Here is a 25,413-nt window from a genome sequence, read left to right as displayed (position 1 = left end):
TTATTTTGGTGCAAATATAGCACATGGAATTATCATTTCCTCTAAAGAAATTCCACCATGTTGGTATGTATTTTTATAATATTTAACAAAATGGTTATAATTATTAGGGTATGCAAAGAAATAGTCTTCCTTGGCGAAAATAAATTTACTACTCATATGAATAGATGGCAATTGAATATCATGCGGGTTATTAACTGCAAAAACCTCTTTATCTTCGTAAGTTAAGCTACGTCCAGTTTTATAGCGTAGGTTAGAACTAATATTTTTATCTCCAATAACTTTTGATGGTACTTTAGAATTTATGGTTCCGTGGTCGGTTGTAACTATTAATTTTAAACCGAGAGCTTGTGCTTTTTGAATCATTTCAAACAAAGGTGAATTTATAAACCAACTATTTGATAATGATCTATAAGCCTTATCGTCACTAGCTAACTCTTTAATTACTTCCATTTCAGTTTTAGCGTGTGAAAGCATATCAACAAAATTGTAAACAACTACAGTTAAGTCGTTTTCTTTTACTGAGTTAAAGTTTTCAGCTAAATGTTTACCGTTTTTTAAATTGGTTATTTTATGGTATTCCCAGGTATAATTTTTATTGTTACGTTTTAAATTAGCTTCTAGGAATTCTGCTTCATTTAGGTTTTTTCCACCTTCATCAGTATCATTTTTCCATAAATTAGGATGTTTTTTAGACATTTCTAATGGAGTTAACCCAGCAAACATTGCATTACGAGCATATTGTGTTGCTGTTGGTAAAATAGAGAAATATGGTATTTCTTTTTCTTTTTTATAAAATTTATTGATTGTTTTTTCAATTACATTAAATTGATCATACCTTAAGTTATCAATAACAACAAGCAATGTTCCTTTTGAATCAGAAACTTCAGGAAAAACTACTTTTTGTAATAATGTATTTGAAAGTATTGGGGCATCATAACCTTCTATCCAATCTTGGTAATTCTTTTTTATGAATTTAAAAAACAGTGAATTTGCTTCAACTTTTTGACTTTCAAGAATTTCAATCATTCCAGTATCGGTAATGTTTTCGAGCTCTAATTCCCAGTAAACAAGTTTTTTATATAGTTCAACCCATTCTTCGTAAGAGTTTATCATAGCCAAATCCATTGCTATTTTTCTAAACTCTTGTTGGTAGTTAGAAGTAGTTTTTTCTGAAATAAGACGAGAATGATCTAAATTCTTTTTTAAACTTAATAATATTTGATTTGGGTTTACGGGTTTTATTAGGTAATCGGCAATTTTATTACCAATAGCTTCTTCCATAATATATTCTTCCTCACTTTTTGTTATCATAACAATTGGTAAGTTAGGTTGCTTACTTTTTATTTCTGTAAGTGTTTGTAAACCACTAAGTCCAGGCATATTTTCGTCTAAAAATACCATGTCAAAATTAGTTTCATCGCACATATCTATGGCATCAGCTCCGTTATTACTTTTTGTAACCTTATATCCTTTTTTTTCTAAAAAAAGAATGTGTGGTTTTAATAAATCAATTTCATCATCAACCCATAAAATGTTTATCTCACTCATATTGTTATCTTTGTAGAATTATATTAAATTAATTGTTTTGACCGATAAAAAAACGAACAAACTCAAGATATTAAACGACCCAATTTACGGATTTATTACTGTTCCCGACGCATTAATTTTCGACCTTATACAACATCCTTATTTTCAACGCTTAAGGCGTATAACTCAAATGGGATTATCGCATTTAGTATATCCAGGTGCACACCATACAAGATTTCATCATGCAATAGGATGTATGCATTTAATGCAAAAAGCAGTTTCAATATTAAAATTTAAAGGTGTTGAAATTTCAAAAGAAGAAGCAAATGCAGTATACATCGCAATTTTATTGCATGATATTGGTCATGGCCCTTTTTCACATGCTTTAGAACATTCAATTGTTACCGGCATTAATCATGAGTCTATTTCATTAAAATTTATGGAAGCTCTTAATAACGAATTTGATGGTGAATTAACATTAGCTATTGAAATTTTTAAGGGTAATTATCATCGGAAATTTTTATATCAGCTAATTTCTAGTCAGTTAGATATGGATAGGCTTGATTATTTAAAGCGAGATAGTTTTTATACAGGAGTTGCTGAAGGAAACATAAATTCTGAACGTATGCTAACCATGTTAAATGTTAAAAATGACTGTTTAGTAATTGAGGAAAAAGGTATTTATTCTGTAGAAAAATTTATTGTTGCTAGACGGTTAATGTATTGGCAAGTATATTTACATAAAACGGGTATTGTAGCAGAAAAATTATTAGAAAAAGTACTAAAAAGAGCTAAGGAATTAGCTTCTCAAGGTATAGATTTACCCGCAAGTAAGGCATTTAAATATTTTTTAAACAACCCTATAAATGAAGATAATTTTGATTTTAAAACGTTAAAAACATTTTCTAGATTAGATGATTACGATGTTTTATCTTCAATAAAAGATTGGATTTCTAATGATGATATTGTGTTATCTAAACTTTCTGAAAGTTTAATAAATAGAAAGCTACCTCGTGTTATTCTTCAAAAAACAGAATTTCCACCCCAAGAAATTACTACAGTAAAAAATGAAATTAAAGAAGTTATAGGTCTAACTGATAGAGAATTAGAATATTTTGTATACACTGGTAAGGTACAAAATCAAGCGTATGACAGTACAAAAGATAATATTCAAATATTGTTTAAAAATGGTGAAATTAAAGATATAACAGAAGCATCCGATCACTTAAATATTCAAGCTTTATCTAAACCTGTTTATAAGTACTATATCTGTTATCCAAAGCAGTAGTTGTAATTCATAGTTTTTTTATATTTTTGCAGGTAATGAAATTTAAAATAAGTCAAATAGCAGAAATTTTAGAAGGTGAGATTTTAGGAGATGAAAATGTAGAAGTAGATAAGCTTTCAAAAATTGAAGAAGGAGAAGAAGGTTCGTTAACCTTTTTATCTAACCCAAAATATACATCCTTTATTTATTCAACAAAAGCTACAGCTACTATTGTAAATAAAGAGTTCGAACCAGAAAAAGAAATTTCAACAACTTTAATTAAAGTTGAAGATTCATACAAAGCATTTTCTAAATTATTAGAATTTTATAACGAAGTAAAAAATAATAAATCAGGAATTGAAGAACCTTCGTTTATTAGCGATTCCGCTAAAATTGGAGAGAATTTATATTTAGGATCATTTTCATATATAGGAAATAATGTGAAAATTGGAGATAATGTAAAAATATATCCAAGTGTTTATATAGGAGATAATGTTAAAATAAAAAATAATACAACTATATTTTCCGGTGCTAAAATTTATTCAGAAACAGAATTAGGTAATAATTGTGTTGTTAATTCAGGAGCTATTATTGGTGCTGATGGATTTGGATTTGCACCAAATGAAAAAGGAGAATTTAGTAAAGTACCGCAAATAGGAAATGTTATTATTGAAGATAATGTTGATATTGGTGCAGCAACCACAATTGATAGAGCAACATTAGGCTCTACAATTATTAGAAAAGGAGTAAAACTTGACAATCAAATTCAAGTTGCTCATAATGTTGAAATTGGGTCACACACCGTAATTGCAGCACAAACAGGAATAGCTGGCTCTACAAAAATTGGTGAACACTGTATGATTGGTGGTCAAGTAGGTATTGTTGGTCATTTAACAATAGGAAACAATGTTAGAATACAAGCACAAGCTGGTATTGCAAGAAATTTAAAGGATAATGATGTAGTACAAGGTACGCCTGCATTTGGGTATTCGGATTTTAGCAAATCATACGTTTATTTTAAAAGACTACCAGATTTAGTCTCACAAATAAACGATTTACAAAATGAACTAAAAGCTTTAAAAAAATAAAGATGAGTCAAAAACAAAAAACTATTAAAAATGAAATAACACTTTCGGGTGTTGGGTTGCATACGGGCAACAAAGTTACAATGACGTTTAAACCAGCGCCAGTAAATCATGGATATGCTTTTGTTAGAGTTGATTTAGAAGGAGAGCCAGTTATTGAAGCTAGTGCAGATTATGTAGTAAATACACAAAGAGGAACAAACCTTGAGAAAAGAGGTGTTCACGTAAATACATCTGAGCATGTTTTAGCTGCTTGTGTAGCTTTAGGTATTGATAATATTAGTATTGAAATTAATGCGCCAGAACCTCCAATAATGGATGGGTCTTCTAAGCATTTTATAGAAGCACTTGAAAAAGCAGGCATAGAAGAACAAGATGCAGATATTGAAGTTTATGTTGTAAAAGATGTAATTTCTTATAAAGATGAAGAATCTGGAAGTGAAATTATACTAATGCCTAGCGATGAATATCAAATTACAACTATGGTTGATTTTGGTACAAAAGTTTTGGGCACACAAAATGCTACGTTAAATTCTTTAGCAGATTTTAAAGAAGAAATAGCGGATGCAAGAACTTTTAGCTTTTTGCACGAATTAGAAATGTTGTTAGATAACAACTTAATTAAAGGAGGAGATTTAAACAATGCTATTGTTTATGTAGATAAAGAAATTTCTGAAGCTACAATGGATAAGTTAAAGAAAGCTTTTAATAAAGAGTCTTTAACTGTAAAACCAAATGGTATTTTAGATAACCTTACATTGCGTTGGGCAAACGAAGCTGCACGTCATAAATTACTTGATGTAATTGGAGATTTAGCTTTAGTTGGTACACGTATTCAAGGAAAAGTTATTGCAAACAAACCAGGACATCTTGTAAATACGGTGTTTGCTAAAAAACTTAGAAAAATAATTAAAAAAGAAAAAAGGAACAATGTTCCAACATACGATTTAAATCAACCACCTTTAATGGATATACATCAAATTATGGATGTATTACCTCATAGACCACCGTTTTTATTAATTGATAGAATTATTGAACTATCTGATAAACACGTTGTTGGAATGAAAAATGTTACAATGAACGAAAATTTCTTTGTTGGTCATTTTCCAGGTGCACCTGTTATGCCAGGAGTATTACAAGTAGAGGCTATGGCACAATGTGGTGGAGTTTTAGTATTAAGTACAGTTCCAGATCCTGAAAATTATTTAACTTATTTTATGAAAATGGATAATGTTAAATTCAAACAAAAAGTATTACCAGGAGATACATTAATATTTAAAGCTGAATTAATTTCACCAATTAGAAGAGGAATTTGTCATATGCAATCTTATGGATATGCAAATGGTAAACTTGTAGTTGAAGCAGAATTAATGGCGCAAATAGCAAAAAAACCTAAAGAATAATGAATCAACCATTAGCATACATACACCCAGGTGCTAAAATAGCTACAAATGTTGTTGTAGAACCATTTACAACAATACATAATAATGTAGAAATAGGCTCAGGAACTTGGATAGGATCTAACGTAACAATTATGGAAGGTGCTAGAATTGGAAAAAATTGTAGAATTTTTCCTGGAGCTGTTATTTCAGCAATTCCTCAAGATTTAAAATTTGATGGAGAAGATTCTCTAGCTATAATTGGCGACAATACTACTATTAGAGAGTGTTGTACAGTTAATAGAGGAACCAAAGCACTTGGAAAAACACAAATTGGAGATAATTGCTTAATCATGGCAACATCTCATATTGCACACGATTGTGTAATAGGTAATAATTGTATTTTAGCAAACGGATCAGTAATTGCTGGTCATGTAACAGTAGGAAATCACGCAATTTTAAGTGGTTTAGTTGCTGTACATCAATTTATACATATTGGTGAGCACGCTATGGTTTCAGGTGGTTCTCTTGTAAGAAAAGATGTACCTCCATTTTCTAAAGCAGGTAAGGAACCTTTATCTTATATTGGTATTAATTCAATAGGTTTAAGACGTAGAGGCTTTGATACAGAGAAAATAAGAGAAATTCAAAATATATTTAGAATTTTATACCAAAGAAATTATAATACCACGCAAGCTTTAGAAAAAATTGAAGCAGAAATGGAAGCAACAAAAGAAAGAGATCAAATTATACTTTTCATTAAAAACTCTCAAAGAGGTATTATGAAAGGTTATTCAGCAAGTTAATAAAAAATAGATATGGCAACAACATCAGATATTAGAAACGGATTATGTATTAAACATAACAATGATATTTTTAAAGTAGTAGAATTTTTACATGTAAAACCAGGTAAAGGACCTGCTTTTGTAAGAACAAAGCTTAAAAGTTTATCTTCTGGAAAAGTATTAGAAAATACATTTCCTGCAGGTAGAAAAATAGAGGATATTAGAGTTGAAACTCAAAAATTTCAATTTTTATATCCAGAAGGAGATTCATTTCACTTTATGAACACTCAAGATTATAACCAGATAACACTTCAAAAAAATGTTATTGATGCTCCTGGACTTTTAAAAGAAGGAGAAGTTGTAACAATTATTATTAACACTGAAGATGATATGCCTTTATCTGTAGATATGCCAGCTAGTGTTATTTTAGAAGTTACACATACAGAGCCTGGAGTAAAAGGTAATACAGCTACAAATGCAACAAAACCTGCTACTGTAGAAACAGGAGCGCAAGTTAATGTACCTTTATTTATTAATGAGGGAGACAAAGTTAAAATAGATACAGCTAAAGGTGCATATTTAGAAAGAGTTAAAGAATAGTTTTTGCATGAAATTACCTAAAAAACATACATTAGAAGAGATCGGAAAAATTATTGGTGCTGAATTTGTTGGCCCTGCAGATTTCCCTGTTGAAGGATTTAATGAAATTCATGTAGTAGAAAAAGGAGATATCGTTTTTGTAGATCATCCAAAATATTACGACAAGGCATTAGAATCGAAAGCTACTGTAGTTTTAATAAATAAGAGGGTAAAATGCCCTCAAGGTAAAGCATTACTTATTTCAAAAGATCCATTTTCAGATTTTAATAAACTAACGCGTTATTTTAGACCTTTTCAATCTTCTAATTCAGCAATTGCAGAAACTGCTGTAATTGGACAGGACAGCATTATTCAACCAAATTGTTTTATTGGTAATAATGTTGAAATAGGTAAAAACTGTGTCATTCATTCTAATGTTACAATTTACGATAATTGTAAAATAGGAGATAATGTAATAATACATGCAGGTTCTATTTTAGGAGCTGATGCATTTTATTATAAAAAAAGAAATGCAGGTTTTGATAAACTTTTATCAAGCGGAACAGTGGTTGTTGAAGATAATGTTGACATTGGTGCATTATGTACTATTGATAAAGGTGTCTCTGGAAACACAACCATTGGTAAAGGAACTAAAATTGACAATCAGGTACATGTAGGTCATGATACTGTTATAGGTGAAATGTGCTTAATTGCATCGCAAACTGGTATTGCAGGTTGTGTAATTATTGAAGATGGTGTAACACTTTGGGGACAAGTTGGAACCAATAGTGGAATAACAATAGGGAAAGGAGCAACTGTTTTAGGACAAACAGGGGTAACCAAATCTGTAAAGGGAGGTAAAACCTATTTTGGTACACCAGTTGAAGAATCGAGAAAAAAACTTCAAGAAATGGCAACAATTAAGCAATTAGTTAGAATGCAAAAAAAATAATTTTTATTACTATTTAATGGAATAAAAAATTAAATTTGTTATATAATTACACTTACACTTAAAAATTACAATTAAATGAGCGTTTTAGTTAACAAAAATTCAAACATAATAGTTCAGGGTTTTACTGGTAGCGAAGGTACTTTTCATGCCGGTCAAATGATTGAATACGGAACCAATGTTGTTGGTGGTGTAACACCGGGTAAAGGTGGACAAACTCACTTAGATAAACCAGTTTTTAATACAGTTCAAGAAGCTGTAGAAAAAGTTGCTGCAGATACATCAATTATTTTTGTTCCACCAGCTTTTGCTGCAGATGCCATTATGGAAGCTGCTGAAGCAGGAATAAAAGTTATTATATGTATTACCGAAGGTATTCCTGTAGGCGATATGGTAAAAGTTAAAGCTTATATCGAAACTAAGGATTGTACTTTAGTTGGGCCAAATTGTCCAGGAGTTATTACTCCAGGTGAAGCTAAAGTTGGAATTATGCCAGGGTTTATTTTCAAAAAAGGAAATGTTGGTATAGTATCAAAATCTGGAACTTTAACATATGAAGCCGCAGATCAAGTTGTAAAGCAAGGTTACGGTATTACTACGGCTATTGGTATTGGTGGTGATCCAATTATTGGAACTACAACTAAAGAAGCAGTTGAATTATTAATGAATGATGATGATACTGAATGTATTGTTATGATTGGTGAAATAGGTGGTCAATTAGAAGCCGAAGCTGCTAAATGGGTTAAAGAATCTGGAAATAAAAAACCGGTAGTTGGTTTTATTGCAGGTCAAACTGCTCCTAAAGGAAGAACTATGGGACATGCTGGTGCAATTGTTGGAGGTGAAGATGATACTGCACAAGCAAAAATGGAAATATTACGAGCAAATGGAGTTCACGTTGTGGATTCTCCTGCTAAAATAGGTGTTAAAGTAGCTGAAGTATTAGGCTAATTTAAACACATAAAAAATTTAAAAAGCTTCCTTTATAGGAGGCTTTTTTTATACAATTGTGTATATTTGATTTGAAATAAAAATAAATAAGAAACTAATGAAACTATTAGAAAATAAAACAGCTTTAATTACTGGAGCAACAAGAGGAATTGGAAAAGGAATTGCTACAGTTTTTGCTAAACAAGGAGCAAACGTAGCTTTTACGTTTAATTCATCTGTTGAAGCTGCTCAGGAATTAGAAAAAGAATTAGAATCTTTTGGTGTTAAGGCAAAAGGATACCAATCTAATGCCGCAAATTTTGATGCAGCACAAGAATTAGCTGCTGATGTACTTAAAGAATTTGAAACTATTGATGTTCTTATTAATAACGCAGGAATTACTAAAGATAATTTGCTAATGCGAATTTCTGAAGATGATTTTGATAAAGTTATTGAAGTTAACTTAAAATCTGTTTTTAACTTAACTAAAGCAGTTATTAGACCAATGATGAAACAACGTGCAGGTTCTATTATTAATATGAGTTCGGTAGTTGGATTAAAAGGTAATGCTGGTCAAGCTAATTATGCAGCATCTAAAGCTGGTATTTTAGGATTTACTAAATCTGTAGCTCTAGAACTTGGTTCACGTAATATACGTTGTAACACAATTGCTCCTGGATTTATAGAAACTGAAATGACTGCAGATTTACCAGAAGAAAAAGTAAAAGAATGGAGAGCTGGAATTCCGTTAAAACGTGGTGGTTCTCCAGAAGATATTGCAAATGCTTGTGTATTTTTAGCTTCAGATATGAGTTCTTACATTACCGGTCAAACTTTAAGTGTTGACGGAGGAATGTTAACTTAATTTTTAATAATTGTATAACGTATTATATATAGTATTAATAGCTGTAATTGCGCTTTTATTAGCCTTTTTTCAGTATTTATATAAAAACAGAAAAACAACTTCAAATGTTTTTCTGTTTTTACTTAGGTTTTCTACTTTGTTTTTAGTGTTTTTGCTACTTTTTAATCCTTCAATAAAAAAGCAAAAAATAGAAACTATAAAACCAAATCTTTCTATTTCGGTAGATCAGTCTAAATCCATAAAACATTTAAAACAAGAAAGTAATGTTCGGAGTTTTGTTGAACTGCTAAAAGCTAACAAGCAATTAAATGAAAAGTTTAATGTTCGTTATTATTCCTTTGGAAGTAATTTTAAAGAGTTAGATTCATTAAGTTTTTCAGAAAATCAGACTAATTTATTTAAACCCATAAATGAATTTTCTAAACTTTATAAAAAACAAAACAATCCTGTTTTATTAATTACAGACGGAAACCAAACTATTGGAAATAGTATTGAATTTTCGAATTACAAAAGCCCTGTTTATGCATTGGTGGTGGGTGATACTACCAAACTTCAAGATATTTATATTCATCAGATAAATGCCAATAAGCAAACATATATTAATAATAAAGTTCAAGTAGAATTATTTATTAATTATGAAGGAAATAAAGATGTAAGTAAAAAATTAACCATTAGTTATAAAGGCAAAAATATTTTTTCAAAAACGTTACATTTTTCAAAAGAAAACAATGTACATATAGAAAGTTTATTTGTTACAGCTTCAGAAAAAGGAAATCAATATTATAACGCAAGAATTGAAACATTAGAAAACGAAAAAAACACTTCAAATAATAGTAAAAGCTTTTCAATTAATGTAATTGAAGAAAAAATGAAAATCTTATTACTGTCTTCTATAGTTCACCCTGATTTAGGGATGTTTAAAAAATCTATTGAAAGTAATAAACAGCGTGAAGTTGTAATTAAAAATATTAAAGAATTTAAAGAAGATTTATCTAATTATCAATTGGTAATTTTAAATCAACCAACAAAAGAGTTTGAAACCGTATTTAATTCTATAAAATCTAAAGAACTAAATTATTTTGTAATTACAGGTTTACAAACAGATTGGGAATTTCTAAATAAAATACAATCTAATTTTTATAAAGAAGCAATTTCAAAGTCTGAATTGTACAAGGCCAATTTCAACAAAGATTATTCTAGTTTCTTGAATACAGATATTGGTTTTTCTAAGTTTTCACCTATTGAAGATAAGTTTGGAAAAATTATTGTGAACACGAAGGTAAATACAATAGCATTTCAAAAAATTGGAAGTTTTGAAACCAAAAATCCTTTGTTGGCTACTATTGAAGGTACTAGAAATAGAGTAGGTGTTTTGTTTGGTGAAAATAGCTGGAGATGGAGAATGCAAAGTTTTTTAGAAAATAAGTCATTTCAACCATTTGATGATTTTATGTCTAGCTTAATCCTGTATATGTCTTCAAACAAAAGAAATAATAGGTTACAGGTTAATTTAAGCTCAATTTATTATGCAAATGAAGTTTTAAAAATTTCATCTATTTATTTAGATGAAAATTTAAACTTTGATCCTAGAGCTAAATTGTGGTTGCAAATTGATAATAAGGAATTAAAAAGTTCGGAAAAAACACCTTTTTCATTACAAAATAATTCATTTAAAGCAGAGTTAGAAAATTTAAAACCAGGAGAATACTCATATACTGTATCTGTAGAAAACCAATCTATAAAAAAATACGGAAGTTTTAAAGTAGAACCTTTTGAAATTGAACAACAAAAGGAAAATGCGAACGATAAAGCATTGAAATATTTAGCACATAACACAAAAGGTAGTGTGTTTTATAATACACAAGAGCAATTAGTTATAGACACATTGTTGAAAAACGAAGACTTTAAGAGTATTCAAAAATCTAGTATAGAAAAAACACCTTTAATAAATTGGAAGTGGCTTTTAGTTCTAATTGTTTTATTATTAAGTGTTGAATGGTTTGCTAGAAAGTATTACGGTAAAATTTAAGTATAAATTTTACTTTCTATTAATGTAAGAGTTCAAATTCTGTTTTGTACTTTTACAAAAACTAAAAATTAAAAGAAATGGCCAACAACGGACAATTACAATTACCAAAAACATTAATACCTCTTATTTTTGTAGGATTTTTTGTGGTATTATTTATATCAAAATCTACAGTAACAATAGATGCTGGGGAAGCAGGAGTATTATGGAAACGATTTGATGGTGGGGTAGTTACAGATGAAGTACCTTTAGGAGAAGGATTTCATATAGTAGCACCTTGGAATGAAGTTATAGTTTATGAAGTACGTCAACAAGAATTATTTGAAAAAATGAAAGTGTTGTCTTCAAACGGATTAGAAATTCAAATTGATGCTTCGGCTTGGTATGAGCCTGTTTATAATGAATTAGGTCATTTGCACCAGTCTATTGGGCAAAATTATTTGCAGCGTGTTATTCAACCTGCAATTCGAAGTGCAGCAAGGAGTGTTATTGGACGTTATACGCCAGACGATTTGTATTCAACAAAACGTGATGCTATTCAAATTGAAATTTATGAAGAAACCAAGAAAATTCTTGATAAACAATATGTTCAGTTAAATGAGGTGTTAGTAAGAGATGTAACTTTACCGCCTACAATTAAAGAAGCTATTGAAAGTAAATTAAAACAAGAACAATCATCTTTAGAGTATGAATTTAAACTTGTAACAGCAGCAAAAGAGGCTGAAAAAGTACGTATTGAAGCGCAAGGAAAAGCTGATGCAAATAGAATATTAAGTGCATCTTTAACTGATAAAATTCTACAAGATAAAGGTATTGAGGCTACTTTAGAACTTTCAAACTCACCAAATAGCAAAGTAATTGTTATTGGAAGTGGAAAAAATGGAATGCCAATTATTTTAGGAAATCAATAAATAAAATAACATTATAAAAAAAAGCCAACTTTTTAGTTGGCTTTTTTTGTTTTATGATTTTGGAAATTTTTCAATTTCTTTAATAACATCTTCTTCTAAATCGTAAATAGAAAGAATCATATTTTTATATTTTTCTTCCTTAGTTAAGTTTTCTAACAATGGATATATTGGTCTATTTTTAGTCCAATACTCTTTATTTAAAAATACCATAGGGCTAGCAAAACCATAACTTAAATAATGATTTTGTGTTGCATCTTGAAATATTTCTTGAATTGTACCAGCACTTCCTGGAGAAAATATAACTCCGCCTTTTGCAATAGCTAATAAGCCTTCTTCTCGAACACTATTTGCAAAATATTTGGCAATATGTGATGCAAATGGAGTAGGTGGTTCATGCCCATATAACCAAGTAGGAATTCCTAAACTTTTATAAGAGGATTTTGGATATTTCTCCAACACCTCAAAAGCTTTATCTAACCATAGTTTATCATTATAAACAGGTGCTTCAGATAAAACGTCAATTGCATTTGTTAATTCTTTATCAGTTTTTCCTCCAAACCAAGCTCCAACATGAGTTGCCTCCATAGCTCCTGGTCCACCACCAGAAATCATTAAATAACCTAATTCGGTTAATTTTTTGCTTATACGAGCTACCATTAAATAATTACTATTACTTCTAGACAAACTATGTCCGCCCATAATGGCAACAATTTTTCTTTTTTTATAGTTTGAAATAAAATCATTTAATGCGTTAGTTACAGAATGATCATGTAACCGTCTAGTTAAAGTTTCTTTTATGTCTTTTGCCTCTTTACCGTGTTCAATAAAATGGTTGTAAACTATTTTGTCTAACGTTTTTTCGTAACTTTCAGGAACTCCAACTTTATAATTGGTATAAAGGGTTTCTTTAGTATATAGTGAGTTTATAAACGGATTAAAGGGTGCTTTTATTTGTGGAAAAATTAAGCAATCTTCAGATACTTTTGTGTTAATATGTTCAGGTATGGTACAGCCTAAAAATATACAGTTATAAAAAGAGAGGTTTTTAGTTTTATTTAAAACGTTATTAAAATCTATATTTTGAAATGCATAATAACTAAGTTCCGTTTCAAGTTTTAGAACGTTTAGTAAATCTTCGTTCGAATCAATTTCTTTATATTCCATATTAATAGTTAAAAAAAGCCAACGTTAGTTGGCTTTAGTTTATAATGTTAATACCAATTTTTATTTTTTATCCTTAATTGTACTTCCTTTTTTAATGGCTTTATAATTTTCATAACAAAGTAATACCGCCTCAACTAATTGTAAGTCACTAGCCGATTTTATAAAGTAGTCAGAGTAATTACATTCGTTTAATAAATCATTTAATTCTTGAGAATTCATGTTTAAATATTCCATCATTAATTCTCTATTAAATTTAGATTCTAATAAAGATCGAATAGCATCATTATCTCTTAATTTTTTCAGTTTTTTAAGTTGTTTTGGCTTTTTACCAAACATATTATAGACAAAGTCCACTGGGTGAAATAAAGCATCTACAGGTGATGTGTATGTTTTTTTAGCACGTGAACCAACTTCGTATGTTTGAGGTAGACCACTAATATGAATTCTCGAATATTTATCTTTAGGAACACTTTTAGCGTCAATTTCTAATACTCCAATTAATTTATGTGATTTTACTACAACTTCATTAATTTGTTCAGCTTTTTCGTGTAATTCAATTACTAATTCGTTTCCTTTTAATAAATCATTAGTAATTTTAAGTTTTATAGATTGGTAACCTAAATAAGATACGTAAATAGTATCGTTTACAGCTGTTGCTAGTTCAAACTTACCAGAATCTAATGAGGCAGTACCAAAAACGGAATTTAAGTTAAATAAATGTGCTCCTTTAAGCGGATCTTTAGTAGTATGACTAATTACTTGCCCTTTTAAAGATACAGCAAGTCTAGTACTTTTAATTGTGTCTGAAACTTTTACTTCTTGCGAAATTCCACAAAAAGTAATTAAGAATAGAAATGGAAATATTAATTTTTTAAGCATATGCTAAAATAAAATAAGTTTGTATAATTTTAGTTAAAAATAACTTATTTATTTTAACTAGTGCACATAACAGGAGTTGAACCTGCACATCTATAAAGATACGAGCCCCTCAAGCCCGCGCGTCTACCAATTCCGCCATATGTGCATAGTGAGTATAAACAAAAAAAGCTAAGCAAAATGCTTAACTTTTTGTGACCTGGCTGGGGCTCGAACCCAGGACCACCTCCTTAAAAGGGAGGTGCTCTACCAACTGAGCTACCAGGTCTTTTAATGTCCTTTTGTAAAGACGAGTGCAAATATACTACCTAAATTTAATCTGGCAAGTTTTTTTTTAAAATATTTTAATCGATATTTGTTAAAAATAAGAGAAGTACTAAAACACAACATATGAAAATTGTATTATTAGGTTATATGGCGAGCGGAAAATCTGCAGTTGGAAGAAAATTAGCTGAGAAATTAGATTTACAATTTGTTGATTTAGATGATTTTATTGAAGAAAATGAAGAAATGTCTATATCAGATATGTTTTCGAAGAAAGGGGAAATTTATTTCAGAAAAAAAGAAAGTGAGTATTTAGAAATTTTATTAAATAATAAAAAAAACTTGTTAATTTCTTCTGGAGGAGGAACCCCTTGTTATGGAAATAACCTAAATTCTATAAAAGAAAAGTCTATTTCTATTTATTTAGATGCTTCGATACAGACTATTTTTGATAGATTAAAGAATGAAACTTCTCAAAGACCACTTGTAGCAACTATTGGAATTGATAGTTTAAAAGAATATATAGCCAAGCATTTATTTGAACGTAGAAATTTTTACGAAAAAGCAACGCATAAAATAAGTGTAAACAATAAAAGTATTGCAGAAATTTCAACAGAAGTTTTAGAACTATTCTAAAACCGCGTAACTATCTTCGTTACTATAAACTAAATTTACATGTTCTCTTAGAGAAGTAGATAAAGAGATTCCTTTAAAATCTGCTTTTACAGGATATTTTTTATGGTTACGATCAATTAATACAGCTGTTAAAAACTGTTTTAATTGTACTTCTAAAAAATGTTTTATACCATAAATAAGAGTAGAACCAGAGTTTAAAACATCATCAACCAAAATTAGAGATTTGTTTTTGTAATCTTCAACATTAATACTTGTAGTAATAGTTTTTAATGGATTTCGTTTATCTATTAAAACTTCACACAAAATAACTTTTAAGTCTGAAATTTCTTCTAATACTCTAGCTAGGTTTTTAGCAAAAATAAAACCATTACCCGTAATTCCTGCTATTACAATCTCTTTTTCATTACAATTACATTCATATATTTGATAAGCTATACGACGTGTTTTTTGGTTTATTTGCGTATTTGTAAGAATTATTGATTGTTCCATTTAGTTTATTTTTTAACAAATATAAAAAACAATTCTCTACCATCTCTAGGTTTAATAGAATTATAACAGCGTTCTAGAATTCGAACTTCAAATTTTGCATAAAACAATTGTATATATTCAATAATATTACCTCCAAATGGAGGACCTTCATTGGTTAATTCAAAATCAAATAATAAGCCAACTAGTTTACCACCGTCATTTAATAAATCATACATTTTATTTACATATTCTTCTCTTAAAGTTGGATCTAAAGCACAAAAAAAAGTTTGTTCAATAATTAAGTCGTATTTATTTTGATGATCAAAAAAGTTAGCATGTATTAAATCTTTTTCATGAAAACTAGGGAATCTATTGTGTAAATTTATTAAAGGTTGCTTGGCAATATCTATAACAGATACATTTTTAAAACCATTTTTATGTAAATATTCAGCCTCGTAACTATTTCCACCTCCAGGAATTAAAATACTTTTATTTTTTTCTGAAATTTGATCTATATACGTTTTAATAGGTGTAGAAATATAACCAATATCCCAACCTGTTTTATTGTTTCGATATTTAGTATCCCAATATGTTTTATCAAATTTAGTCATTAAATTAGGTTTGGTTAATCCTCCTCGTAATATTCGTCAATATCTCTTCTGTCTTTTTTTGTAGGTCTTCCTGTTCCTTTTTTACGGTAATAATCTTTAGAATATTTTAATAAATCCAGTTTTTCAAATTGGCTTTTATCTGTAATATCTTTAATATATAAATCAACTAATTTAGCGCCTACACGGTTTTTAGGAATATCAATTATTAAAAATTCGTAATTAATTTGATTTCTTCTTACTTGAATTTTTTCTCCAGAAAACACAAGTTTAGAAGGTTTTATATTGTCTGCATTTATTTTAACATGTCCTTTTTTACAGGCTTCAGTAGCAATACTTCTGGTTTTATAATACCGTACACACCACAAAAATTTATCAATTCTCATATATTAAAGTTAAATTTAACTTTTAGCTTTTAACAAAGATATGAAAATACTATCTTGCGGCTTCTAAAAATAAGATGAATGAAAATTAAAAATTTATTACAAATTCTAGTAGTTGGTATTGTTCTTTTTTCGTGTGGAGGAGATGATAATGATGATAACTTTGATTATGAAGGACAAGCAGAAACTGATAATAATGATATAGTTGAATATTTACAAACGCATTATTTAAATGAAGATGATGGAGCCATTTGGACTATTACAGGAAGTGAAACATCTTTAATGGATGATTCGAGATTAAGTTCACAAACTGTTGTAAGTAATGATGTAAGTTATAAATTATATACTTTAAAAACTGTAGAAGGTGTTTCTAAATCTCCTTCTCAAGTGGATTCTGTATTAGTAACTTATGCTGGTATGCTGTTAGATAGTACTGTTTTTGATGCTTCAACTACAAAAGTATGGTTTGCTTTAAGTAATTTAGTTAGTGGTTGGGGATTTGGTTTAAGAGATTTTAAAGGTGGTGAAGTAGTACAGGCTGATGATGAATCTTTTAAGTACGAAAATTCTGGACAAGGATATTTATTTATGCCTTCTGGATTAGGTTATGGTAATGTTACACAGAGTGTTATTACAAAAAACTCTCCGTTAATTTTTAAAATTACTATGAATGATGTTAATTATGTTGACAATGATTTAGATGGTGTTTTATCTAAGGATGAAGATGTTAATAATGATGGTTTAGTAACAAATGATGATACTGATGGAGATTCAATTCCAAATTATATTGATACTGATGATGATGGAGATGGAATTTTAACTGAAGATGAGTTAGAAGATAATAAATATTTAGATCCAAACAACTAGAAAAAATATACTAAAAAAAGCCACTCAAATTTGAGTGGCTTTTTTTTTCTTGTAAGTTTTTAATTTTATTTTTTAGAATCCTTTTTTAAGCTATAAGATAGACTAAAAATAAATTGTTCTGGTCTTGAATCCAATGTAAAGTTTTTACCTGCATTTGTCCAGTTAGCTTCATTAGAGCTTAATCCTCTTTCGTAACGAGCATCAAACCCAAACCTTCCTAATTCTATAGAAGCTCCAATATTCATTCCAACAGTAAAATTATCTTTAACTTCATCGTAGTTAACATTATTAAACTCGTCTTTTAAAATATATTGAAATGCTGGTCCAGCAAATACATTTAAAGGTCCAATTAATTTTACACCTACTAAAACAGGTACATCAATTTTAGACATTTTAAAATCATTACCTCCATTTAAAGAGTATTTACTGTTTGTTTTGGTATAAACTAGTTCTGGTCTAATATAAAAACCATTCATATCTAATTTACCGTAAAACCCGATATTGAAACCTGATTTTCCTTCACCTTCATTATTAATAATTGTTTCAGCTTCGTTTAAAAATTCTTTTAGCTCGCCATTAGAATTGTAGCTAAAACCACCTTTAATACCAAAATCATTTTGTGCACTTATTAAAAAAGTACACATAACTGCCATTGTAAATAATAAAATTCTTTTGTTCATAATATTTTATGTTTTTAGAGTTCTAGTGCAAACAAAACGCAAATACTATACCAATTATTTTCTAGCAATTGCTTTTTTAACTGCATTAATAACTGCATTTGCATCTAATTGATACTTTTCCATTAGCTGTGCTGGTGTTCCACTTTCTCCAAAACTATCGTTTACAGCAACAAATTCTTGTGGTACAGGGGTGTTTTGAACTAACACTCTAGAAACGCTTTCTCCTAAACCTCCTAATACATTATGTTCTTCAGCAGTAACAACACAACCAGTTTTAGCAACTGATTTTAAAATAGCTTCATCATCTAAAGGTTTAATAGTATGTATGTTAATAACTTCAGCAGAAATACCCATTTCTTCTAACTTTTCTGAAGCTTGTAATGCTTCCCAAACTAAATGACCTGTTGCTACAATAGTAACATCTTTTCCATCTGTCATTTGAATTGCCTTACCTATTTCAAATTTATTTTCATTTGAAACATCTGTATACTTAGGCATAAAAATAGGCATTACCGGACGTCCAAAACGTAAATAAACAGGGCCTTCGTGTTCTGCAATAGCAATAGTAGCAGCTTCGGTTTGGTTGTAATCACAAGTGTTAATTACAGTCATTCCTGGTAACATTTTCATTAATCCAATATCTTCTAATATTTGGTGTGTTGCTCCATCTTCACCTAAAGTTAAACCTGCGTGAGATGCACATATTTTCACATTTTTATCTGAATATGCAATAGATTGACGAATTTGGTCATAAACTCTACCAGTAGAAAAATTTGCAAAAGTTCCAGTAAAAGGAATTTTTCCTCCAATGGTCATACCAGCCGCAATACCCATCATATTAGCTTCAGCAATACCAATTTGAAAAAATCTATTTGGATTTTCTTCAATAAATTTCTCCATTTTTAATGAACCCACCAAATCAGCACATAAAGCAACTACGTTTGGGTTTGTTCTTCCTAATTCAGCTAAACCAGCACCAAAGCCAGAACGTGTATCTTTTTTCTCAGTAAAAGTGTATTTTTTCATTTGTTTAAAGTTGTATTTATTTTAAAACGCTTCAAAAATAAGTATAATTAATATTTTGAGGCTATAATTTCTTTAATTCTTGATAAATTTTATCCACAGGTAAGCCCATAACGTTAAAATAGCTTCCTTCAATTTTAGAAACACCTACATAACCCAGCCATTCTTGGATTCCATAAGATCCAGCTTTGTCAAAAGGTTTATATTTATTAACATAATAAGTAATTTCATCTAAAGATAAATTTGCGAAGTGTACTTTAGTAATATCAGTAAACACCTTTTGTGTATTATTTGTTCTAATACAAACCGATGTGTAAACCTCGTGTTTTTTGCCAGATAGTTTACTTAACATTTCAATAGCTTCTTCTTTAGTTTTAGGTTTTTCGAGTGCTTTATTATTAAACCAAACAATAGTATCGGCAGTTATAATAATATCTTTTTCTGAAACTTCTCCAAAAGCATTAGATTTTAAAACTGCTAAATACTCCGTTATTTCTTTGTTTTTTAAATTGCTTGAATAGAGCTCATTAACTTCTTTTACTTCAATTTTAAAATTAACATCTAAACCTTTGATTAATTCTTGCCTTCTAGGTGAGTTTGAGGCTAGGATAATAGTGTTGTTTTTAAATTTTTCTTGTAGCATTAGTTATAATTTAAATGATAATAATATAATTGAACTGACTCCAAAAAGCATAATAATTTTTAGTAATAAACTTATTTTTTTGAAGTCCTTATTTGTAGTTGATTTTAATATTTGAATTGAAATATAAAATAGAGGTAAAAACGAAAATAATAATAGGTATAAAAATGTATATTTATAATATTCAGCAAATGTAAGTGTTAAGAAAAGTAGTAGGGATAAAACAATAAAACAGCTTATTGCTATTATACTTTTACTTCTTTTTATACCAATAGAAATAGGTAACGTATTTAATTTTAACTTGTAATCGCCTATAATATCTTGTATATCTTTTATTATTTCTCGAGAAAAGTTAATAAAAAAAGCAAAAATGGTATATAATAAGAGTATGATTTTAACATATAAACTATTTTCAATCAAAGTTTTGTTGCTTATGTTAAAAATAGCTAATAAATATACACTTAAAGCAATAAGAAACGAAACAATAATATTACCTAAAAGTAGTGTTCCTTTTATTTTTTTTGAATAATAATAGAGTAGAAGTGATACTGTAATAAATATGAAAGAATATTGTGGTTTTTGAATATTTAGAGATAGATAAATACCAGAAATAACACCAATACTATTAACAAAGAGGTATAACCGTTTAGCCTTTTCTTTAGATATTAAGCGAGATACAATATAGGTGTTTGGCTTATTTACTTTATCAATTTCTACATCAAAAATGTCATTAATAATATTTCCAGCCGCTGTAATACAAACTAGTGCTAAAAGAAATATAATAAATTGAATACTAGAAAAAACTTCAACAATATTAAAAGCTGGGAATAATAAATATTTTATAAGTAACTGAAAATATATTAAAAGCAGTAAGTTTTTATACCTAATTAGATTAAAAAATACTGCAACAGACATAAAATTAATTAAAATCTTTTTTAATTCTAGCTAAAGCTTTTTTATTGTCTCTATCTTTAATTGCTTCACGCTTATCGTAGTTTTTCTTTCCTTTACACAAAGCAATATCTAATTTAGCCCAACCATTATCTGTTAAAAATAATCTTAACGGAATTATTGTTAAACCTACATTTTGAACCTCTTTTTCAAGTTTTTTTAATTCTTGTTTATTTAACAAAAGTTTACGTTCACTTTTTGGTTTATGGTTATAAGCATGGCCATATAAATATTCTTCAATAAACATATTTATAACAAATAGCTCTCCTTGCTCATTAAATTCGCAAAAACTTTCTGTAATTCTAGCTTTACTTTCTCTAATAGATTTTATTTCTGTTCCAGTTAGCTGAATTCCAGCCGTATACTTGTCTAAAATCTCGTATTCGAAACGAGCCTTTTTATTTTGGATGTTTATTTTTTTCTGCATAAAAAACAAAAATAATATAATTTAATTTAAAATAATAATCATATGTAGTGTAATATAAAACAATTGTCATAGTTTCAAAATCAAAAAAGGTGTAATATTGCAAGTAATTAGAAGAACATTAATATTACAATTTTATTATGAAAAAACTATTATTTAGCCTATTGGTTTTAGGTTTAGTGTCAGTAAACACATTTGCACAAGAAACTAGTGAAGATTATAGTAAGTGGCAAATTAGATTAAGAGGTCTTGTTATTGAACCAGATCAAAAAGCAGAAGTTGAAATTATTAAAGGAAATGTTGATGTAGGAACTCAATTTATTCCAGAATTAGATTTCACTTATTTCTTTTCTAAAAACTGGGCTGCAGAGCTTATTTTAGGAACAACTAAACACGATGTAAATACAATTGATTCAGATTTAACACTTTTAGGTGGGCCTTCTAGTGCAGAAGTAGATTTAGGAAATGTTTGGTTATTACCTCCAACATTAACTTTACAATACCATTTTAATGGAGATAAAGCTCACCCATATTTAGGAGCCGGTGTAAATTACACTATGTTTTATAATGTAGATGCAGGTGATGTTGTTGATGTTGATTATGAAAATGCTTTTGGTGTTGCTATGCAAGCTGGTATTGATTTTGATTTAAACGATAAATGGTTTATAAATGCAGATGTTAAGTACATATTTTTAAGTACTGATGTTACTGTTAATGCTGGAGCTGCAATTTTAGATGCAGATGTAGATATTAACCCATTTATAGCTGGTATTGGTATTGGAAGAAGATTCTAATAACAATTTACAATATATAAAAGCCACTTTTTAGTGGCTTTTTTTATGCGCTATTTTTAATAAAACATCCATAATTCCCGTTTTATTTAAAGTAACTATATAGAGGTTAGAATTATTACTCTCATCAATTTGTTTATATTTTTCTTTTCCTATTACTTTATTTACAAAACTTGGAGTAGTATTGCTATGCCCAACAATTAAAATAGTTTTTCCTTTTGTTTTTTTCTGAAAATCTTCACTGTATAGATCTCTTGGGTTATAGTATTTTATTTTAACATTATTTAAAACAGCTGTTGGAGAAGCGGTTTGTTCGGTTCTTTTATAATTTGTCGAGTATACATCGTCAAATTCTACACTTTTTAAAACTTCACTCCAATAAATAGCTCTTTTTTTTCCTTTCTCACTTAAATCAGGGTTTTTATTAGTTTTATCTGTTTGATTTTTTTCAGCATGACGAATAAAAAAATATTTCGTTTCTCCTTGGCTATAAGAGTTTATCCAAAAAAACGTTAGAATAATTATAAAAAAATGTTTCATAAATAGTGATTTTAAAACTAATATATAAAAAACTCCTTGAACAAAGCTCAAGGAGTTAAATGATTAGTATTTATAGTAGATTATTTATTTCTAAATACAATTTTATCATCAAAAGCATCTAGTAAAATATGACTAGTAGCTGTTATTTTACCCGATAAAATTTCTTTTGAAAGTTCATTTAAAACATCTTTTTGAATTACTCTTTTAACTGGTCTTGCACCAAATTGAGGATCAAAGCCTTTTGTTGCAAGGGTTTCAATAGCTTCATCAGTAAATTCAATTTTAATGTCTTTTTCTTGCAACATTTTAGCTAAGCTTTTTAATTGAAGATTTACAATTTTATGTATTTCAGCTTTATTTAAAGGCGTAAACATTATAATTTCATCAATTCTATTTAAAAACTCTGGTCTAATAGTTTGGCGCAACAATCCAATAACTTCAACTTTAGTAGCTTCAGTAATCAAATCACGTTTTGCCATATCCATTTTTTCAAACTTTTCTTGAATTATATGTGCACCCATATTAGATGTCATAATAATTATAGTATTTCTAAAATCTGCTACACGGCCTTTATTATCTGTTAATCTGCCTTCATCTAAAACTTGTAATAAAATATTAAATGTATCTGGGTGCGCTTTTTCAATTTCATCTAAAAGAATTACTGAATATGGTTTACGTCTAACAGCTTCAGTTAATTGCCCACCTTCCTCATAACCAACGTAACCTGGAGGCGCACCAACCAATCTACTTACTGAATGTCGTTCTTGATATTCACTCATATCGATTCGTGTCATTGAATTTTCATCATCAAACAAATATTCAGCCAAAGCTTTAGCTAATTCAGTTTTACCAACACCTGTTGTACCTAAAAATAAAAATGATCCTAACGGTTTTTTATCGTCTTGTAAACCTGCTCTAGAACGTCTTACAGCATCAGAAACAGCTACTATTGCCTCTTCTTGACCAATTACTCTATTATGTAGTTCACCTTCTAAATTCAATAACTTTTCACGATCACTTTGTAGCATTTTTGTTACTGGTATTCCTGTCCATTTAGCAACAACTTCAGTAATATCTTCTCTTGTAACAACTTCTTTAATTAAAGCCGAATCTTGATCGTCAGAAATTTCTTTTTGAAGTTCTTCCAAGTGCTCTTGTTCTTCTTTAATTTTTCCGTAACGTATTTCAGCAACTTTGCCATAATCACCATCACGTTCTGCTTGTTCTGCTTCTAATTTATAGTTTTCAATGGCTTCTTTACTTTCTTGTACTGCATCTACCAATTCTTTTTCGCTAACCCATTTTGCGTTAATTTCGTTGCGTTCTTCTTTTAAATTCGCAACTTCTTTTTTTAATGAAGTTAATTTTTTTACATCATTTTCGCGTTTAATAGCTTCAATTTCAATTTCTAACTGCATTATTTTTCGATCCAAAACATCTAATTCTTCTGGTTTTGAATTGATTTCCATTCGTAATTTTGCAGCAGATTCATCCATTAAATCAATAGCTTTATCTGGTAAAAATCGATTAGAAATATAACGCTGAGATAGTTCTACCGCAGCAATTATGGCGTCGTCTTTAATTTGAACTTTATGATGGTTCTCGTATTTTTCTTTAATACCACGTAAAATAGAAATAGCACTTTCTGTATCTGGTTCATCAACTATTACTTTTTGAAATCTACGTTCTAATGCTTTATCTTTCTCAAAGTATTTTTGATATTCATCTAGAGTAGTGGCTCCAATAGCTCTAAGTTCTCCACGAGCCAAAGCTGGTTTTAAAATATTAGCAGCATCCATTGCTCCTTGACCACCACCAGCACCAACAAGAGTATGTATTTCATCTATAAATAATACTATTTCTCCATTTGCCGAAGTAACTTCTTTCACAACAGATTTTAAGCGTTCTTCAAATTCACCTTTAAATTTAGCACCAGCAATTAGAGCACCCATATCTAGCGAATAAATTTGTTTGTCTTTTAAATTTTCTGGAATATCTCCTTTAATTATTCTGTGAGCTAGACCTTCAGCAATAGCCGTTTTACCAGTGCCAGGTTCACCAACTAGCATAGGGTTATTTTTAGTTCTACGAGAAAGTATTTGAAGTATTCTTCTAATTTCTTCATCTCTACCAATTACTGGGTCTAATTTTCCTTCTTTTGCAAGTTCATTTAAATTACGAGCATATTTGTTTAGCGAATTGTAAGTGTCTTCTGCGCTTTGAGAGTTTACTTTACTGCCTTTTCTTAATTCAGAAATAGCAGTATTCATAGATTTACTTGTAATACCTTGATCTTTTAGAACCTGTGCAGTTGTATCTTTATTTTTTAAAATAGCTATTAATAAATGCTCTATTGAAACAAACTCATCATCCATTTTTTGTGCTTCATTAGCTGCTGTATTAAGCATTTTTGAAGCATTTCTAGACAATGTAGTTTCATTACCACCAGTTACTTTAGCGTAACTTTCAATGGTTTTATCTATTAGTGTTTTTAGTAAATCAAAATTAACACCTAATTTTTTAAAAATAAAAGGTGCTACATTTTCATCAACATGAAAAATTCCTTTTAAAATATGTGAGTTTTCTATTTGTTGATGTTCTAAACCTTGTGCAAATTGCTGAGCCTTTTGAATAGCTTCTTGCGATTTTATTGTAAAATTATTAAAGTTCATAACGTTTTGTTTTTTGTTTATATATTTGAAACTCTCAAAGAGCGTTCCGTTTACAAAAATGAAGTTTTACAAGTCAAAATGTCTTGTTTTAATAGGGTTTAGCGGACAAAATGTCTAAAACTA

The 25,413-nt window shown here is 29.1% G+C and carries 26 protein-coding genes and 2 tRNA genes; 13 read left to right on the top strand and 15 right to left on the bottom strand.

Going from position 1 to position 25,413, the window contains the following annotated elements; all coding sequences use genetic code 11:
- Nucleotides 1–1,548 (bottom strand): T9SS response regulator signal transducer PorX, encoded by a 1,548-nt coding sequence (gene porX / locus BLU40_RS07350; protein ID WP_090121739.1) that lies wholly within the window; start codon nt 1,546–1,548, stop codon nt 1–3.
- A 37-nt stretch (nt 1,549–1,585) separates the two neighbouring features.
- On the opposite strand from porX, the gene BLU40_RS07345 reads away from it, so the two are divergent.
- The 10 genes from BLU40_RS07345 to BLU40_RS07300 all read left to right on the top strand — a co-directional run bounded on the left by BLU40_RS07345 (nt 1,586) and on the right by BLU40_RS07300 (nt 12,303).
- Nucleotides 1,586–2,815, top strand: a complete 1,230-nt coding sequence (locus tag BLU40_RS07345) for an HD domain-containing protein (RefSeq protein ID WP_090121737.1) — start codon at nt 1,586–1,588, stop codon at nt 2,813–2,815.
- 35 nt (nt 2,816–2,850) lie between these two features.
- On the top strand, nt 2,851–3,882 hold the full coding sequence (gene lpxD / locus BLU40_RS07340) for a UDP-3-O-(3-hydroxymyristoyl)glucosamine N-acyltransferase (RefSeq protein ID WP_090121735.1): 1,032 nt from the start codon (nt 2,851–2,853) through the stop codon (nt 3,880–3,882).
- Between the two features lie 2 nt (nt 3,883–3,884).
- Nucleotides 3,885–5,282, top strand: a complete 1,398-nt coding sequence (locus BLU40_RS07335; RefSeq protein ID WP_090121733.1) for a bifunctional UDP-3-O-[3-hydroxymyristoyl] N-acetylglucosamine deacetylase/3-hydroxyacyl-ACP dehydratase — start codon at nt 3,885–3,887, stop codon at nt 5,280–5,282.
- Nucleotides 5,282–6,064 (top strand): acyl-ACP--UDP-N-acetylglucosamine O-acyltransferase, encoded by a 783-nt coding sequence (gene lpxA / locus BLU40_RS07330; RefSeq protein ID WP_090121731.1) that lies wholly within the window; start codon nt 5,282–5,284, stop codon nt 6,062–6,064. The genes BLU40_RS07335 and lpxA overlap by 1 nt, the downstream gene beginning before the upstream one ends.
- A 12-nt stretch (nt 6,065–6,076) precedes the next feature.
- Nucleotides 6,077–6,643 carry an elongation factor P gene (efp, locus tag BLU40_RS07325; RefSeq protein WP_090121729.1) on the top strand — a complete coding sequence of 189 codons (567 nt, stop codon included), beginning with the start codon at nt 6,077–6,079 and terminating at the stop codon, nt 6,641–6,643.
- Nucleotides 6,644–6,650: 7 nt separating this feature from the next.
- Complete coding sequence (locus tag BLU40_RS07320) at nt 6,651–7,574, top strand: UDP-3-O-(3-hydroxymyristoyl)glucosamine N-acyltransferase (protein WP_090121727.1); 924 nt, start codon at nt 6,651–6,653, stop codon at nt 7,572–7,574.
- A 75-nt stretch (nt 7,575–7,649) separates the two neighbouring features.
- A complete protein-coding gene (gene sucD, locus BLU40_RS07315; protein WP_090121723.1) occupies nt 7,650–8,522 on the top strand; it encodes a succinate--CoA ligase subunit alpha in 873 nt (290 codons plus the stop codon).
- 97 nt (nt 8,523–8,619) lie between these two features.
- On the top strand, nt 8,620–9,366 hold the full coding sequence (fabG, locus tag BLU40_RS07310; protein WP_090121719.1) for a 3-oxoacyl-[acyl-carrier-protein] reductase: 747 nt from the start codon (nt 8,620–8,622) through the stop codon (nt 9,364–9,366).
- A 10-nt stretch (nt 9,367–9,376) separates the two neighbouring features.
- Entirely contained in the window at nt 9,377–11,395 is a 2,019-nt protein-coding gene (locus tag BLU40_RS07305) for a vWA domain-containing protein (protein WP_090121717.1), read from the top strand.
- 77 nt (nt 11,396–11,472) lie between these two features.
- Complete coding sequence (locus tag BLU40_RS07300; RefSeq protein ID WP_090121713.1) at nt 11,473–12,303, top strand: prohibitin family protein; 831 nt, start codon at nt 11,473–11,475, stop codon at nt 12,301–12,303.
- Nucleotides 12,304–12,354: 51 nt separating this feature from the next.
- On the opposite strand, the gene BLU40_RS07295 is transcribed toward BLU40_RS07300, so the two are convergent.
- The 4 genes from BLU40_RS07295 to BLU40_RS07280 all read right to left on the bottom strand — a co-directional run bounded on the left by BLU40_RS07295 (nt 12,355) and on the right by BLU40_RS07280 (nt 14,611).
- Complete coding sequence (locus BLU40_RS07295; protein WP_090121710.1) at nt 12,355–13,467, bottom strand: LOG family protein; 1,113 nt, start codon at nt 13,465–13,467, stop codon at nt 12,355–12,357.
- A 60-nt stretch (nt 13,468–13,527) separates the two neighbouring features.
- The gene (locus BLU40_RS07290; RefSeq protein ID WP_090121707.1) at nt 13,528–14,346 is read right to left on the bottom strand and encodes a carboxypeptidase-like regulatory domain-containing protein; all 819 of its coding nucleotides are present in this window, start codon (nt 14,344–14,346) and stop codon (nt 13,528–13,530) included.
- 61 nt (nt 14,347–14,407) lie between these two features.
- Nucleotides 14,408–14,491 (bottom strand) — tRNA-Leu (locus BLU40_RS07285).
- Between the two features lie 47 nt (nt 14,492–14,538).
- Nucleotides 14,539–14,611: transfer RNA gene (locus BLU40_RS07280), tRNA-Lys, on the bottom strand.
- 122 nt (nt 14,612–14,733) lie between these two features.
- On the opposite strand from BLU40_RS07280, the gene BLU40_RS07275 reads away from it, so the two are divergent.
- Nucleotides 14,734–15,243 carry a shikimate kinase gene (locus BLU40_RS07275; RefSeq protein ID WP_090121704.1) on the top strand — a complete coding sequence of 170 codons (510 nt, stop codon included), beginning with the start codon at nt 14,734–14,736 and terminating at the stop codon, nt 15,241–15,243.
- Here the strand turns inward: BLU40_RS07275 and BLU40_RS07270 are convergent.
- Genes BLU40_RS07270 through BLU40_RS07260 form a run of 3 tightly spaced genes read right to left on the bottom strand, consistent with a single transcriptional unit; the run spans nt 15,235 to nt 16,705 of the window.
- Complete coding sequence (locus BLU40_RS07270; RefSeq protein ID WP_090121702.1) at nt 15,235–15,732, bottom strand: phosphoribosyltransferase domain-containing protein; 498 nt, start codon at nt 15,730–15,732, stop codon at nt 15,235–15,237. The two genes, BLU40_RS07275 and BLU40_RS07270, sit on opposite strands and share 9 nt — an antisense overlap.
- Before the next feature lie 5 nt (nt 15,733–15,737).
- A complete protein-coding gene (locus BLU40_RS07265; RefSeq protein ID WP_090121700.1) occupies nt 15,738–16,322 on the bottom strand; it encodes a methyltransferase domain-containing protein in 585 nt (194 codons plus the stop codon).
- Between the two features lie 14 nt (nt 16,323–16,336).
- A complete protein-coding gene (locus BLU40_RS07260; RefSeq protein ID WP_090121697.1) occupies nt 16,337–16,705 on the bottom strand; it encodes an RNA-binding S4 domain-containing protein in 369 nt (122 codons plus the stop codon).
- A gap of 78 nt (nt 16,706–16,783) precedes the next feature.
- Here BLU40_RS07260 and BLU40_RS07255 point away from each other — a divergent pair, with 78 nt between their 5' ends.
- A complete protein-coding gene (locus BLU40_RS07255) occupies nt 16,784–17,569 on the top strand; it encodes an FKBP-type peptidyl-prolyl cis-trans isomerase (RefSeq protein WP_090121695.1) in 786 nt (261 codons plus the stop codon).
- A gap of 65 nt (nt 17,570–17,634) precedes the next feature.
- Here the strand turns inward: BLU40_RS07255 and BLU40_RS07250 are convergent, their stop codons facing one another.
- The 5 genes from BLU40_RS07250 to smpB all read right to left on the bottom strand — a co-directional run bounded on the left by BLU40_RS07250 (nt 17,635) and on the right by smpB (nt 21,290).
- On the bottom strand, nt 17,635–18,249 hold the full coding sequence (locus tag BLU40_RS07250) for a porin family protein (RefSeq protein ID WP_090121692.1): 615 nt from the start codon (nt 18,247–18,249) through the stop codon (nt 17,635–17,637).
- A gap of 54 nt (nt 18,250–18,303) precedes the next feature.
- Nucleotides 18,304–19,275, bottom strand: a complete 972-nt coding sequence (locus BLU40_RS07245) for a transketolase family protein (protein WP_090121689.1) — start codon at nt 19,273–19,275, stop codon at nt 18,304–18,306.
- 61 nt (nt 19,276–19,336) lie between these two features.
- The gene (locus BLU40_RS07240; RefSeq protein ID WP_090121687.1) at nt 19,337–19,915 is read right to left on the bottom strand and encodes a Maf family nucleotide pyrophosphatase; all 579 of its coding nucleotides are present in this window, start codon (nt 19,913–19,915) and stop codon (nt 19,337–19,339) included.
- Between the two features lie 3 nt (nt 19,916–19,918).
- A complete protein-coding gene (locus BLU40_RS07235) occupies nt 19,919–20,827 on the bottom strand; it encodes a geranylgeranylglycerol-phosphate geranylgeranyltransferase (RefSeq protein ID WP_090121685.1) in 909 nt (302 codons plus the stop codon).
- Between the two features lie 4 nt (nt 20,828–20,831).
- On the bottom strand, nt 20,832–21,290 hold the full coding sequence (gene smpB, locus BLU40_RS07230; RefSeq protein ID WP_090121683.1) for an SsrA-binding protein SmpB: 459 nt from the start codon (nt 21,288–21,290) through the stop codon (nt 20,832–20,834).
- A 137-nt stretch (nt 21,291–21,427) separates the two neighbouring features.
- Here smpB and BLU40_RS07225 point away from each other — a divergent pair, with 137 nt between their 5' ends.
- Entirely contained in the window at nt 21,428–22,081 is a 654-nt protein-coding gene (locus tag BLU40_RS07225) for an OmpW/AlkL family protein (protein WP_090121681.1), read from the top strand.
- Between the two features lie 30 nt (nt 22,082–22,111).
- On the opposite strand, the gene BLU40_RS07220 is transcribed toward BLU40_RS07225, so the two are convergent.
- On the bottom strand, nt 22,112–22,618 hold the full coding sequence (locus BLU40_RS07220) for a histidine phosphatase family protein (RefSeq protein WP_090121678.1): 507 nt from the start codon (nt 22,616–22,618) through the stop codon (nt 22,112–22,114).
- A gap of 80 nt (nt 22,619–22,698) precedes the next feature.
- Nucleotides 22,699–25,290, bottom strand: coding sequence for an ATP-dependent chaperone ClpB (gene clpB / locus BLU40_RS07215; protein ID WP_090121675.1), 2,592 nt, complete (start codon nt 25,288–25,290; stop codon nt 22,699–22,701).
- Between the last annotated feature and the right edge of the window lie 123 nt (nt 25,291–25,413).

It is taken from the genome of Lutibacter oricola, from assembly GCF_900106565.1.
GTDB classification, from domain to species: domain Bacteria; phylum Bacteroidota; class Bacteroidia; order Flavobacteriales; family Flavobacteriaceae; genus Lutibacter; species Lutibacter oricola.
This window is presented reverse-complemented; position numbering and strand designations above follow the sequence as displayed.

Bases quoted from the DNA above. Each gene is read 5' to 3' on its own strand.
- BLU40_RS07300 (WP_090121713.1), top strand. From the start codon at position 11,473: ATGGCCAACAACGGACAATTACAATTACCAAAAACATTAATACCTCTT.
- smpB (WP_090121683.1), bottom strand. From the start codon at position 21,290: ATGCAGAAAAAAATAAACATCCAAAATAAAAAGGCTCGTTTCGAATAC.
- lpxD (WP_090121735.1), top strand. From the start codon at position 2,851: ATGAAATTTAAAATAAGTCAAATAGCAGAAATTTTAGAAGGTGAGATT.
- porX (WP_090121739.1), bottom strand. From the start codon at position 1,548: ATGAGTGAGATAAACATTTTATGGGTTGATGATGAAATTGATTTATTA.
- efp (WP_090121729.1), top strand. From the start codon at position 6,077: ATGGCAACAACATCAGATATTAGAAACGGATTATGTATTAAACATAAC.
- clpB (WP_090121675.1), bottom strand. From the start codon at position 25,290: ATGAACTTTAATAATTTTACAATAAAATCGCAAGAAGCTATTCAAAAG.
- BLU40_RS07295 (WP_090121710.1), bottom strand. From the start codon at position 13,467: ATGGAATATAAAGAAATTGATTCGAACGAAGATTTACTAAACGTTCTA.
- BLU40_RS07250 (WP_090121692.1), bottom strand. From the start codon at position 18,249: ATGAACAAAAGAATTTTATTATTTACAATGGCAGTTATGTGTACTTTT.
- BLU40_RS07265 (WP_090121700.1), bottom strand. From the start codon at position 16,322: ATGACTAAATTTGATAAAACATATTGGGATACTAAATATCGAAACAAT.
- BLU40_RS07240 (WP_090121687.1), bottom strand. From the start codon at position 19,915: ATGCTACAAGAAAAATTTAAAAACAACACTATTATCCTAGCCTCAAAC.
- BLU40_RS07225 (WP_090121681.1), top strand. From the start codon at position 21,428: ATGAAAAAACTATTATTTAGCCTATTGGTTTTAGGTTTAGTGTCAGTA.
- BLU40_RS07290 (WP_090121707.1), bottom strand. From the start codon at position 14,346: ATGCTTAAAAAATTAATATTTCCATTTCTATTCTTAATTACTTTTTGT.
- BLU40_RS07335 (WP_090121733.1), top strand. From the start codon at position 3,885: ATGAGTCAAAAACAAAAAACTATTAAAAATGAAATAACACTTTCGGGT.
- BLU40_RS07270 (WP_090121702.1), bottom strand. From the start codon at position 15,732: ATGGAACAATCAATAATTCTTACAAATACGCAAATAAACCAAAAAACA.
- sucD (WP_090121723.1), top strand. From the start codon at position 7,650: ATGAGCGTTTTAGTTAACAAAAATTCAAACATAATAGTTCAGGGTTTT.
- BLU40_RS07235 (WP_090121685.1), bottom strand. From the start codon at position 20,827: ATGTCTGTTGCAGTATTTTTTAATCTAATTAGGTATAAAAACTTACTG.
- BLU40_RS07245 (WP_090121689.1), bottom strand. From the start codon at position 19,275: ATGAAAAAATACACTTTTACTGAGAAAAAAGATACACGTTCTGGCTTT.
- lpxA (WP_090121731.1), top strand. From the start codon at position 5,282: ATGAATCAACCATTAGCATACATACACCCAGGTGCTAAAATAGCTACA.
- BLU40_RS07260 (WP_090121697.1), bottom strand. From the start codon at position 16,705: ATGAGAATTGATAAATTTTTGTGGTGTGTACGGTATTATAAAACCAGA.
- BLU40_RS07320 (WP_090121727.1), top strand. From the start codon at position 6,651: ATGAAATTACCTAAAAAACATACATTAGAAGAGATCGGAAAAATTATT.
- BLU40_RS07220 (WP_090121678.1), bottom strand. From the start codon at position 22,618: ATGAAACATTTTTTTATAATTATTCTAACGTTTTTTTGGATAAACTCT.
- fabG (WP_090121719.1), top strand. From the start codon at position 8,620: ATGAAACTATTAGAAAATAAAACAGCTTTAATTACTGGAGCAACAAGA.
- BLU40_RS07255 (WP_090121695.1), top strand. From the start codon at position 16,784: ATGAAAATTAAAAATTTATTACAAATTCTAGTAGTTGGTATTGTTCTT.
- BLU40_RS07275 (WP_090121704.1), top strand. From the start codon at position 14,734: ATGAAAATTGTATTATTAGGTTATATGGCGAGCGGAAAATCTGCAGTT.